The organism is Mitsuaria sp. CC2, from assembly GCF_048957715.1.
GTDB lineage: Bacteria > Pseudomonadota > Gammaproteobacteria > Burkholderiales > Burkholderiaceae_C > Roseateles.
The window spans coordinates 46,783-58,849 of the sequence record NZ_JARVXN010000019.1 but is presented as its reverse complement, the minus strand read 5'-3'; the positions used below and the strand labels follow the sequence as shown (position 1 = coordinate 58,849).

The 12,067-nt window shown below is 66.1% G+C and carries 11 protein-coding genes; 3 read left to right on the top strand and 8 right to left on the bottom strand.

The window, feature by feature from the left end:
* The first annotated feature begins 14 nt into the window (after window positions 1-14).
* Complete coding sequence (locus PV762_RS14420; protein WP_421035708.1) at window positions 15-233, top strand: hypothetical protein; 219 nt, start codon at window positions 15-17, stop codon at window positions 231-233.
* Between the two features lie 13 nt (window positions 234-246).
* Here PV762_RS14420 and PV762_RS14415 read toward each other — a convergent pair whose 3' ends face one another.
* A complete protein-coding gene (locus tag PV762_RS14415; protein WP_421035707.1) occupies window positions 247-1,335 on the bottom strand; it encodes a hypothetical protein in 1,089 nt (362 codons plus the stop codon).
* A 161-nt stretch (window positions 1,336-1,496) separates the two neighbouring features.
* Between PV762_RS14415 and PV762_RS14410 the strand changes: the two genes are divergently transcribed.
* Window positions 1,497-2,477 carry a helix-turn-helix transcriptional regulator gene (locus PV762_RS14410; protein ID WP_421035706.1) on the top strand — a complete coding sequence of 327 codons (981 nt, stop codon included), beginning with the start codon at window positions 1,497-1,499 and terminating at the stop codon, window positions 2,475-2,477.
* 52 nt (window positions 2,478-2,529) lie between these two features.
* Here the strand turns inward: PV762_RS14410 and PV762_RS14405 are convergent, their stop codons facing one another.
* Both PV762_RS14405 and PV762_RS14400 read right to left on the bottom strand, forming a co-directional pair.
* Window positions 2,530-3,150: a cob(I)yrinic acid a,c-diamide adenosyltransferase gene (locus PV762_RS14405; protein WP_421035705.1), complete on the bottom strand. Its 621-nt coding sequence runs from the start codon at window positions 3,148-3,150 to the stop codon at window positions 2,530-2,532.
* A gap of 74 nt (window positions 3,151-3,224) precedes the next feature.
* On the bottom strand, window positions 3,225-3,533 hold the full coding sequence (locus tag PV762_RS14400; protein ID WP_421035704.1) for a hypothetical protein: 309 nt from the start codon (window positions 3,531-3,533) through the stop codon (window positions 3,225-3,227).
* 178 nt (window positions 3,534-3,711) lie between these two features.
* Between PV762_RS14400 and PV762_RS14395 the strand changes: the two genes are divergently transcribed.
* On the top strand, window positions 3,712-5,145 hold the full coding sequence (locus PV762_RS14395; RefSeq protein WP_421035703.1) for an FAD-binding oxidoreductase: 1,434 nt from the start codon (window positions 3,712-3,714) through the stop codon (window positions 5,143-5,145).
* A gap of 13 nt (window positions 5,146-5,158) precedes the next feature.
* Here PV762_RS14395 and PV762_RS14390 read toward each other — a convergent pair whose 3' ends face one another.
* From PV762_RS14390 to PV762_RS14370, 5 genes are all read right to left on the bottom strand, one after another.
* Complete coding sequence (locus PV762_RS14390) at window positions 5,159-6,667, bottom strand: SpoVR family protein (protein WP_421035850.1); 1,509 nt, start codon at window positions 6,665-6,667, stop codon at window positions 5,159-5,161.
* Window positions 6,668-6,780: 113 nt separating this feature from the next.
* On the bottom strand, window positions 6,781-8,070 hold the full coding sequence (locus PV762_RS14385) for a YeaH/YhbH family protein (protein WP_421035702.1): 1,290 nt from the start codon (window positions 8,068-8,070) through the stop codon (window positions 6,781-6,783).
* A gap of 31 nt (window positions 8,071-8,101) precedes the next feature.
* Entirely contained in the window at window positions 8,102-10,024 is a 1,923-nt protein-coding gene (locus tag PV762_RS14380) for a PrkA family serine protein kinase (RefSeq protein ID WP_088408040.1), read from the bottom strand.
* A gap of 418 nt (window positions 10,025-10,442) precedes the next feature.
* Window positions 10,443-11,351: a ParB/RepB/Spo0J family partition protein gene (locus PV762_RS14375; protein WP_421035701.1), complete on the bottom strand. Its 909-nt coding sequence runs from the start codon at window positions 11,349-11,351 to the stop codon at window positions 10,443-10,445.
* 62 nt (window positions 11,352-11,413) lie between these two features.
* Window positions 11,414-12,004: an RBBP9/YdeN family alpha/beta hydrolase gene (locus PV762_RS14370; protein WP_421035700.1), complete on the bottom strand. Its 591-nt coding sequence runs from the start codon at window positions 12,002-12,004 to the stop codon at window positions 11,414-11,416.
* Between the last annotated feature and the right edge of the window lie 63 nt (window positions 12,005-12,067).

Genomic DNA, 12,067 nt, shown 5'->3' with positions numbered 1-12,067 from the left:
TTCGGCGGTCGCTCATGGCCAGTTTTCACGACCGCATCCCCTCCAACATGTGGCGCGTGGTGTTCTACGAACGCCGCGGCAATCGCGTCCACATGGATCGCACCGGGCCCTGGCTCCCGGAGAAGACACACGCCCGGCAATGGGCTGACTGGTTCAGGGAACAGGGCTATCACGTGGCGCTGCAGGACCAGAACGGTGGCCTCGAAAAGCTCCACGTGGGCCTCCCGGGTTGAGGCTGGTGGACGTTCAGGCCGCCGAGCGGAATCCCTGACGATCGAGTGCCCAGCCCTCCGTGGGCGCGACGTGGCGCTGCACGCGCACGGTGCTCAGCCGCTTGTTGGCGGCGCGTTGCACCAGCTGTTCCGCCTGCTCCGGGGTCAGTTGTTGCGCGAAGTGCGTCCACCGCTTCTGCAGTAACGGATCGAGCCAGGCATCTTCCAGTGCCCAGCGGATCTCCATCGGATCGGTGAGCGACTGGCAACGCAGCACGCGCGGGACCAGCGCCAGGACGAACTTCGAGAAATCGGCGCGCTGTTGCGGCGCCATCAGCGCTTCGAGCCGCGTCAGTCGCTGGCTCCATCCCGGCGTGGCCAGCTGCCGCGTGACCAGGGCCTGCAAGGCCTGTACCGGGTTGAACATCCGCAGGCGGTTCGGCGGCAGCACCAGCATCGGCAACTGCGCGGCCAGATCATGCGACATCGGCGTCACGAAGCTCGTGAGGATGGCCATGCGTTCCCAGGCGTCGGCGTTGAGACCGCCCGCCATCGTCATCGGTCCCTGGCGCAGGCTCTGCGCCATCGCCCAGCATTGCTGCCATCCGCGGTCCAGTTTGGCGCTGTTGGCGGCGTGGCTCATCAGGGCCAGGTTGCCGGCCGCATAACCGGCGTCGTCACGCACCCGGTCGATCGACCGGCGTTGGGGATGGTCTTGTTCGTCGCTGAACGCCAGCCGGCTGACCGGGCAATGCGTCGTGTCGAGCTGCTGTAGATAGTTGGGGGTGACCAGCAGCGTTTCGAAGCTGCGGCCGCGCTGCCAGGCGTGCAGACGCAGCGAGAGCCAGAGCTGCGTGTGGCGATGCGACTTGAGCGTCCGCGCGCCGAAGGTCGACCGGCCCAATTGCCAGCCCTGCTGCAGCGGCGATTGCCGGAACAGTTGCTCGACCGGCGGCGTCAGCCCGTGATGGGCATAGTCCCAGCCCAGTTCGAAACCGACGCGCTCGTGGCTCGAGACACCGAGCTCGTCGCGGGTGTCGTCCACGGCCTCGACAGCGATCATCGGCAAGGGCAGCTGCTGGATGGCAATGTCGTCGGCGGTGCGGAGGAAGGTGGCGACCATGGGGTTCTCCTGGATGACTTGGAAACCGGGGCCCGGGGGTGGAACTGCTTCAGGCTTGGGATCAAGTATTCAAGGGAGGTCGCTCATAGAATGAGCCACCCCCAACATGAGTCGACAGAAAGTTGTGGCAGCTTTGCCCAGATCTGTCAGGAGAGCCCCGCATGGATCGCACCGAACGCTTCTACAAGATCGAGATGCTGATCCGCAGCCGCGGCTGCGTGAGCTTCGCGGAGATGCGCGAGCTGCTGGAGGTGTCGCCGGCGACGCTCAAGCGCGATCTGCAGTACCTGCGCGAACGGATGGACGCGCCCATCGAGTACGACGCCGCCGAGAACGGCTATCGCTTCGGCCAGCAGTGGCGCGGGCAGCGGCATGAACTGCCCGGTGTGTGGTTCAGCGAGAAGGAGTTGCACGCGCTGCTGACCATGCATCAGATGATGGCCGGGCTCGATGAGAACGGACTGCTGAGCCGGCACCTGCAGCCGATGCTGGACAAGCTCACTGGCATGCTGGGTGGCGATGAGGTCGAGGCGCAGGAGCTGACGCGGCGCATCAAGCTGATCTCGACCGCCCGGCGGCGCGTGCCGTCGGAGCATTTCGAGACGGTGGGGAGCGCGGTCGTGAAGCGCAGGCGGCTGAAGCTGCGTTACCGCAAGCGCGGACCTGGCGGCGGATCCGTGAGCGAGCGCGAGGTGTCCCCGCAGCGTCTGGTGCATTACCGGAACACCTGGTACCTCGATGCGTGGTGCCATGCCAGCGACGGACTGAGACGCTTCGCGCTCGACGCGATGGAAGACGCGGTGGTGCTCGAGGACCAGGCGGCGCGCAGCCTGCCGCTGAAGGAGCTCGAAGGAGAACTGGACCAGGGCTACGGCATCTTCGCCGGTGGTGATCCGCAGTGGGCGACGGTGATCTTCAGCGACCAGATCGCCGCCTGGGTCTCCAGCGAGGAGTGGCATCCGGCGCAGCGCAGTGAATGGCTGCCGGACGGGCGTTGGCGGCTCCAGTTGCCGTTCGTGGACGCCACCGAACTGTTGATGGACCTGCTGCGGCATGCCGGCCAGGTCGAGGTGGTGGAGCCGCCCGCATTGCGCGAGGCTTACGTGAAGCGCCTCACGAGCGCGGCCCAGGCCGTCGTATGAGCCTTCGACACACCGACAACGCGTAGGGCCTGCCCGGCGCCATGAAAAGCGCTCAGGCGGCGTTCTGAGGGCCTTCCCGGCCTTGCTCCGCGGCATCCTCGGCCGCATGGCGGGCGAGGCGTTCGCTCTTCCAGTAGACGTCGTCCCCGCCCTTGCCGTCGAGGTTGGCCCGGTTGAGTACACGCGCCAGCACGAACAGCAGGTCCGACAACCGGTTCAGGTAGTGGCGCGGCGCCATGTTGATCGCCTCGCTGGCGGCCAGCGTGACGACGGCGCGTTCGGCGCGGCGGGCGATCGTGCGGCACACATGGGCGATCGCGGCGCTGCGGGTACCGGCCGGCAGGATGAATTCCGCGAGGCGGGGCAGGGCGGCGTTGTGATCGGCCAGCGCCTGGTCGAGGTGCAGCACGGCCGCCTCCTTCAGCAGGCTGTAGCCGGGCATGCAGAGTTCGCCGCCGAGGTTGAACAGCTCATGCTGGATCGTGACCAGCAGGTCTCGGACGTCGTCCGGGAGCGGCTCGGCCAGCAGCACGCCGATCTGGGAATTCAATTCATCCACATCGCCCATCGCCTGCACGCGCAGGTGGTCCTTGGGGACGCGGGTGCCGTCCCCGAGGCCAGTGGTGCCGTCGTCGCCCGTGCGGGTCGCGATCTGGGAGAGTCGATTGGCCATGGCGGTCGCCGCGCGGGCTGCTGAAGTGCAAACCCGGCATCTTGCCGCAACTCGCCCGCCCTCCGATGGGCGCGTCAGTTGCGGCTGCCGCTGCGGTGGAACACCGGACGGTGGTGGCTCATCCCGGCGGCATGGCCATGGATGTCATGGACCGTGTGGCGCGGGATGCCGACCGGTCTCGGGACGTGATGGGCTTGCGCGCGCGTACCCGGTTCGGGTCGTTCGGCGGGGACGCCGGGATCGATGTCGCCGGGCGCGATGTCGTTGGGCAGGTGACGGAGCTGATCCATCCACCAGACCTTCAACCAATCCATGCGCAGGGTCGCGACCAGCAGCAGCGCCAGCAGCAGGGCCCAGATCGTCCATAACCACAGATGGGACATGGCGGACTCCTCATGTCGCGCGGGCAAATGCGCGGTCCGTCCATGCTGTCACTGTGCGGCTCGCGGCGCAAGCGTGACGATGCCACCGGATGCCGCGGCCGCTCTTCCTAGAATCGACCGGACAACACGGGCGGCGGAGTGCCTTCCGCTTCGGACCGCGTGGCACCAGGAGACAGCGATGAATGCGCCTCGAGAACTCGGCGACCTTCCCACGTCCCATCAGCCGGCTCTTGCGCCGAGAACGATGCCAGCGGAGATGCTGGCGGCGTTGAAGGCCCGGTTCGGGGATCGTTGCAGCGTGGCCCTGGCGTTGCGCGAGCAGCATGGCCGCGATGAATCGCCGTTCGATGTGCCACCACCGGAGGCCGTCGTCTTCGCGGAGAGCAACGAGGAGGTGACAGCGGTGCTGGCCCTGGCGAACGCACATGGCGTGCCGGTGATTCCGTATGGCGCAGGCACCTCGCTGGAAGGCCATTTGCTGGCAGTCCAGGGCGGCGTCAGCCTGGACCTGTCGCGGATGAAACGGATCCTGAGCATCAACGCCGAGGACCTGACGGTGACGGTACAGGCCGGCGTGACGCGCAACCAGCTGAACGCCGAGATCCGGCATCAGGGGCTGTTCTTTCCGATCGACCCGGGCGCGGATGCCTCGATCGGCGGCATGTCGGCGACGCGTGCGAGCGGCACGAACGCCGTGCGCTACGGGACGATGAAGGAGAACGTGCTGGGGCTGACCGTCGCGACGCCGGACGGGCGGCTGATCCGCACCGGATCCCGGGCCCGCAAGAGCAGCGCCGGCTACGACCTCACGCGCCTGTACGTGGGCAGCGAGGGCACGCTGGGCGCGATCTGCGAGATCACGCTGCGGCTGTTCCCCTTGCCCGAAGCGGTGTCGGCGGCGGTGTGCTCGTTTGAATCGATCGACGCGGCCGTCCGGACGACGATCGCGATCATCCAGATGGGCGTGCCGATCGCGCGCTGCGAGCTGCTCGACGCGCATGCCGTGCGGGCGGTCAACCGGCACGACAAGCTGACGCTGCGCGAAGCGCCGATGCTGCTGATGGAGTTCCACGGCTCGGAGGCCGGTGTCGCGGAACAGGCGGCGACGGTGCAGGAGATTGCCGCCGACCATGGCGGCACGGGGTTCGAATGGGCGACGACACCGGAGGAGCGCACGCGGCTGTGGACCGCGCGCCATCATGCCTACCTGTCGGCGCTGCAGATGAAGCCCGGCTGCCGCGCGGTGACGACCGACACCTGCGTGCCGATCTCGCGCCTGGCGGAGTCGATCAACGTCTCCGTCGAGGAAGTCGAAGCCAGCGGTCTGCCGTACTTCATCGTCGGCCACGTGGGCGACGGCAACTTCCACATGGGGTATCTGATCGATCCGGCGGTGCCTGCGGAGCGGGAAACCGCTGAGACGCTGAGCGCGCAGATGGTCGCGCGGGCGATCGCGCTCGAGGGCACCTGCACCGGCGAGCACGGCATCGGCCTGCACAAGCAGGCCTTCCTGCTGCAGGAGGCGGGGGAGGGCGCGGTCGATCAGATGCGAGCGCTCAAGCGAGCGCTCGATCCGAACGACATCATGAATCCCGGGAAGATCTTCGTCTGAACGCCGAGGGATTTCAGTGCTGCGGCGCCGGCACGCTCCAGCGACGGGACACGTCGCCCCGTGCGTTCACGCTTTCCAGCTGGACGCCGAAGCCCCACAGGCGGGCGACGTGCTTCAGCACTTCCTGCGCGCCGTCATGCAGCGGCCGGTCCAGATGCTGCTGATGGCGCAGCGTCAATGACCGGTCACCGCGCAGGTTGACGTTCCAGACCTGGATGTTGGGCTCGCGCGTGGACAGGTCGTACTGTCGCGACAGGGCCTGCCTCACGTACTGGTAGCCCTGCTCGTCGTGGATCGCGGAGATCTCGTACTCCGCCTGGTGCTCGTCGTCGAGGATGGAGAACAGCCGGAAGTCCCGCATGATCTTCGGGCTCAGGTACTGCGCGATGAAACTCTCGTCCTTGAAGTTGCGCATCGCATGGTCCAGCGTCGGCAGCCAGTCGCTGCCGGCGATCGCCGGGAACCACTCGCGGTCCTCGTCGGTCGGCTTTTCGCAGATGCGCTTGATGTCCGTGTACATCGCGAATCCCAGCGCATACGGATTGAGCTGCGACATCGCCGGTTGCGCCACCACGTTGGTGTGCGACTTCAGCCATTCGATCATCATGCCGTCGGACAGGTAGCCGTCGTCGTACATGGTGTTCAGCAGCTTGTGATGCCAGAAGGTCGCCCAGCCTTCGTTCATGACCTGCGTCTGCCGCTGTGGATAGAAGTACTGCGCGATCTTGCGGACGATGCGCACGATCTCCCGTTGCCACGGTTCCAGCAGCGGCGCGTTCTTCTCGATGAAGTACAGCAGGTTCTCCTGCGGCTCGCTCGGGAAGCGGCGCTTCTCTTCCTCCTTGGCCTCGTCCTCCAGGCGCCGCGGCAAGGTGCGCCACATGTCGTTGACCTGCAGCTGCGCATAGGACTCGCGGTCCTTGCGCATGGCCTGTTCCTGCGCGAGGGAGAGCTTGGCCGGGCGACGGTAGCGGTCGACGCCGTGATTCATCAGCGCATGGCAGGAGTCCAGCGTCGACTCCACGGCGTCCAGGCCGTAACGCTGCTCGCAGTCGGCGACATAGTTCTTCGCATAGACCAGGTAATCGATGATGGACGACGCGTCGGTCCACATCCGGAACAGGTAGTTGTTCTTGAAGAAGCTGTTGTGGCCGTAGCAGGCGTGCGCGATCACCAGCGCCTGCATCGCCATCGTGTTCTCCTCCATCAGGTAGGCGATGCAGGGGTCGGAGTTGATGACGATCTCGTACGCCAGGCCCATCTGGCCGCGCTTGTAGTTGCGCTCGGTGGCGATGAATTCCTTGCCGTAGCTCCAGTGCCGGTAGTTGACCGGCATCCCGACCGACGCGTAGGCATCCATCATCTGCTCGGCGGTGATGACCTCGAGCTGGTTCGGATAGGTGTCGAGTCCGTAGCGCTCCGCCGTCTGGCGGATGACGTTGTGGTACTCCTCGACGAGCTCGAAGGTCCAGTCGCTCGGCGACGGGAGCGGGTGCTCCGGCCGCTTCTCCAGCGGCCGCATCTGGGTCAGCGGCGCGCGGACGCGACGGCCGCCGTATTCGTTGGCACCCACGCCGACGCCGACCTGGCGGCGATTCTCCAGACTGCTCATGGTGATGTCCTCCGGGGCCGCCGTCACGCGGTCGCCCCTTCCTTCTTGAACAGGTCGCGGAACACCGGATAGATCTGCGCCACCTCGACGGCCTTGCGCATTGCGAAGTGGTGCACTTCGTCTTCCAGCTTCGCGTATTCCTCCCACAGGTTCTGCTCGGCCTCCGCCACCTGCACGTAGGCGTAGTAGCGGCACAGCGGGAGGATCTTGTCGGCCAGCAGTTCCCGGCAACGGCCGCTGTCATGGTGCCAGTTGTCACCGTCGCTGGCCTGTGCGCCGTAGATGTTCCAGTCGCCGGCCGGGTACCGCGCGCGGATGATCTCTTCCATCATGACCAGCGCCGACGACACCACGGTGCCGCCCGTCTCCGTGGCGTGGAAGAAGTTCTGCTCGTCGACTTCCTGCGCCTGGGTGTGGTGACGGATGAAGACGACCTCGATCTTCTCGTAATGCCGCGTCAGGAACAGGTAGAGCAGGATGAAGAAGCGCTTGGCCAGGTCCTTGCGGCTCTCGTCCATCGAGCCCGACACGTCCATGAGGCAGAACATCACCGCGCGCGTGGTCGGCTGCGGCACCTTGACGCGGTTGCGGAAGCGCAGGTCGATCGGATCCAGGAAGGGGATGTTGGACAGACGCTGGCGCAGCAGCACGATGCGCGCCTCGGTCTCGGCGATCAGCGCCTGGATCTCGGGGCGACGCTTGTCCTCTTCCTGCTGAAGAGTCAGCAGCCGCGTCTCGAGCTCATGCAGTTCTCGCCGCTTGTCCATGCCCAGCGCGATCCGCCGCCCCAGCGCGCCGCGCATCGAGCGCACCACGTGCAGGTTGGTCGGCGTGCCGTCGGTGACATAACCGGCCCGCACCGTCTTGTACTCGGGCGTCTCGGCCAGCGTCGTGCGGGCGAGATTGGGCAGCGCCAGGTCCTCGAAGAAGACCTGCATGAACTCCTCTTTGCTGAGGTGGAAGACGAAGTCGTCCTCGCCCTCGCCGGAGTCGCTGGCCTGCGAGCCGCCACCCCCGCCCTGGCCGCCTTGCGGCTTGCCGATGCGGTCGCCCTTGATGTGCTCGGTGTTGCCCGGCCGAACGACCTCGCGCGTCCCGCCGTCGCCATGGCTGAAGACGGGTTCGCTCAAGTCGCGCTTGGGGATCTGCACGTCCTCGCCGCGCTCCATGTCGCGGATGCCGCGCTTGTCCACCGCGCGCCGCACCGCGTCGCGGATCTGGTCCTTGTAGCGGCGCAGGAAGCGCTCCCGATTCCCGATCGACTTGTTCTTGCCCGACAGCCGCCTGTCGATGATCTGTTGAAGCCCGGTCATGAAGGGACCTTTCCGGTGGCGTTCGTTGGCCTCAGCTCGACTTCCTCACGCGCAGGTACCACTCGCAGAGCAGCCGGACCTGCTTCGGCGTGTAGCCCTTGTCGACCATCCGCTGGACGAAGTTCTCGTGCTTCTTCGCCTCGTCGGCGCTGGCCTTGGCGTTGAAGCTGATCACCGGCAGCAGCTCTTCCGTGTTGGAGAACATCTTCTTCTCGATCACCGTGCGCAGCTTCTCGTAGCTGGTCCACAGCGGGTTCTTGCCCGCGTTGTTGGCGCGCGCGCGCAGCACGAAGTTGACGATCTCGTTGCGGAAATCCTTCGGGTTGCTGATGCCCGCGGGCTTCTCGATCTTCTCGAGTTCCGCGTTCAGCGCCGACCGGTCGAAGACCTCGCCGGTGTCCGTGTCGCGGTACTCCTGGTCCTGGATCCAATAGTCCGCATAGGTCACGTAGCGGTCGAAGATGTTCTGGCCGTACTCGCTGTAGCTCTCCAGGTAGGCGGTCTGGATCTCCTTGCCGATGAACTCGGCGTAGCGCGGGGCCAGCACTTCCTTGATGAAGCCGACGAACTTCTGTTCGGCCTCCTGCGGGAACTGCTCGCGCTCGATCTGCTGTTCGAGCACGTACATCAGGTGGACCGGATTGGCGGCGACCTCGGTCGAGTCGAAGTTGAAGACCTTGGACAGGATCTTGTACGCGAAGCGCGTCGAGATGCCGGCCATGCCTTCGTCGACGCCGGCGTAGTCGCGGTACTCCTGGATCGACTTGGCCTTGGGGTCGGTGTCCTTCAGGTTGTCGCCGTCATAGATCTGCATCTTGCTGAAGGCACTGGAGTTCTCCGGATCCTTCAGCCGCGTCAGCACGGCGAACTGCGCCATCATCTTCAGCGTGCCGGGCGCGCACTTGGCCTCGGCCAGCGAGGAGCCGCGGATCAGCTTCTCGTAAATCTTCACCTCCTCGCTGACGCGCAGGCAGTAGGGCACCTTGACGATGTAGATGCGGTCGAGGAAGGCCTCGTTGTTCTTGTTGTTGCGGAAGGTCTTCCACTCGCTTTCGTTGCTGTGGGCCAGCACGATGCCATCGAAAGGAATCGCGCCGAAGCCCTCGGTGCCCTTGAAGTTGCCTTCCTGGGTCGCCGTCAGCAGCGGGTGCAGCACCTTGATCGGCGCCTTGAACATCTCGACGAATTCCAGCAGGCCCTGGTTGGCCAGACACAGGCCGCCGGAGTAGCTGTAGGCGTCGGGATCGTCCTGCGCGTAGGTCTCGAGCTTGCGGATGTCGACCTTGCCGACCAGCGAGCTGATGTCCTGGTTGTTCTCGTCGCCCGGCTCGGTCTTCGCGACGCCGATCTGCTTGAGCACGCTGGGCAGCCGCTTGACGACCTTGAACTTGCGGATATCGCCGCCGAACTCGTCGAGCCGCTTCACCGCCCACGGGCTGAGGATGCGGTTGAGGTAGCGGCGCGGAATGCCGTATTCGCGCTCCAGCAGCGGGCCGTCCTCGACGACGTCGAACAGGCCGAGCGGACTCTCGTTCACCGGACTGTCCTTGAGCGCGTAGAAGGGCACGTGCTCCATCAGCTGCTTGAGGCGCTCGGCGATCGAGCTCTTGCCGCCGCCGACCGGGCCCAGCAGATACAGGATCTGCTTCTTCTCTTCCAGCCCCTGCGCCGCATGGCGGAAGTAGGAGACGACCTGCTCGATCGCATCCTCCATGCCGTAGAACTCGGCGAAGGCGGGATAGATCTTGATGACCTTGTTCTGGAAGATCCGCGACAGGCGCGAGTCGTTGCGCGTGTCGAGCATCTGCGGCTCGCCGATCGCTTTGAGCATGCGCTCGGCCGCGGTGGCGTAGGCGAGGGGATTGCGCTTGCACTCGTCGAGGTACTCCTCCAGGGTGAGTTCCTCGACCTTGCTGCGTTCGTAGCGAGCCGCGAAATGGCTGATCACGTCCATGCTGACCTCCAGTGGTGCATTGGGAGGCGACGCGCGTCCGTGCGACAACGGACCTCGCATCGTCCAGGAAGTTCTGGCGACGTCCATGACTCAAGGCGTCATCAGAGCTTTCCGAGCTCAGCAAGCAGTCAGCAAACGGCCAGCCCATGCTGGTCCAAGGTCCGCGATCGTGTCTGGGTGCCCTTCGGCAGCCTCAAGGCCGGTGCGGTTTTCTGGGCCATGCTACCCCCATCGGCAACGATGCGCGATAGCAAGACATGACCCCGTTGTACTCCCATGTTCAACGCCTGTGAAGCGCGAAAGTTGACGATCCCCCGACGTGGGGCACCTGTGGGAAGTACGAAGAAGACAGCACGCATCCCGCGTGCCATTCTTGTGGATTGGCCGATCGGCGAGCCCCCAAGGCGGGGGCCGCGGATCACTCGTCCGCGCCGGGCGGGCGGAGTTTTTGCAGCAAGCCGTTCAGTTCGTCGAGAGAGCCGAAGCTGATCGCGACCTCGCCCTGCTCGCCGCGTTTGGTCTTCTTCTTGACGCGGATTTCCACCTGCGCCGTCAGCAGGTCGGAGAGTTGTTCCTCCAGTCTCAGCACGTCGCGGCTCTTGTTGGCCTTCACCCGCAGCAGCGGGGCCTGGCGCCCGCCGCCCTGCTGGCGCTGGACGAGTTTCTCGGCCTCTCGCACGCTGAGCTTCTTCGCGGCGATCTCGGTGGCGCTGGTGATCTGGTGGGCGCCGTCCAGCGCCAGCAGCGCGCGGGCGTGGCCCATGTCGATGTCGCCTGCCATCAGCATGTTCTGCACCGGCTCGGCCAGGTTCAGGAGGCGCAGCAGGTTGGACGCCGCGCTGCGCGAGCGGCCCACCGCCTGCGCCGCCTGGTCGTGCGTCAGGCCGAATTCGTCGACCAGCCGCTTCAGGCCCTGCGCCTCTTCCAGCGCGTTGAGGTCTTCGCGCTGGATGTTTTCGATCAGCGCCATCGCGGCGGCGGCTTCGTCGGGCACCGGCTTCACCAGCACCGGCACTTCGGCCAGTCCGGCCAGCTTCGCGGCACGGAAGCGCCGTTCGCCCGCGATGATCTCGTAGCGGACCGCACCGTTGGGCGCGATCGGACGCACGAGGATCGGTTGCATGATCCCCTGCGCCTTGATGCTCTCGGCCAGCTCGTAGAGCGAGCCCTCGTCCATGCGGGTGCGCGGCTGGTACTTGCCCGCCTGCATCTGCGCCAGCGGCAGCACGCCGGGTTCGCCTTCGCGCACCGCGGGTGCGTCGCTCACTTTGGGTCCGAGCAGGGCCTCGAGGCCCATGCCCAGGCCCTTGGGTTTCTTTGTCGCCATGGGGCGCGATTCTCCGTGATTCCAGGGGAGGGCCGTCAGCCCGATGTCGGGTGTCGCCCGGATCAGCCGGCGAGGCGCTTCAGCATGGCACGGCCTTCGGGCCAGGCGCCCAGGCCGGAGGCGGCATTGATGTGTCCCAGCGGCCCTGCCAGGACGAATTCCGCGCCCCAGTCTGCCGCCATTCCGGCGGCGCGTTCCGGGGTGCAGAAGGGATCGTCGTTGGAGGCGACCACGAGGGCGGGGAAGGGCAGCCGAGGGCGCCGGATGGGCCGCCAGTTGTGCAGTTGGGGCGGTATCTCCTCGCGCTCGGTGTCGGGCGGCGCGACCAGCAACGCGGCGGCCACCAGGCGCGTGTGGGACGAATGCTCCGCCCAGGCGGCCACCAGCTGACAGCCGAGGCTGTGGGCCACCAGCAGGGCCGGCTGATCGTGCAGGCGCCCGTCTTGCTGCAGCACCTCGTCGAGGCGGGCCATCCAGTCGCCGCGGCGTGGCCATTCCCAGTCGTTCTGCTCGACGCGGCTGTCGCCGTGACGCCGCTGCCATTCGCTCTGCCAATGGTCGGGGTCTGAATTCATCCAGCCCGGCAGCAGGTAGACCGGTCGCGTGATCGGGGAGAGGTCCAGGTCATTCGGCGGAATGGCGTGTGTTGACATCGGTTGGCCTTATGCTTCGCGCTTTCTTCGGGAGGGTCCCGGAGGCAGCGGATTTTGCAGGAG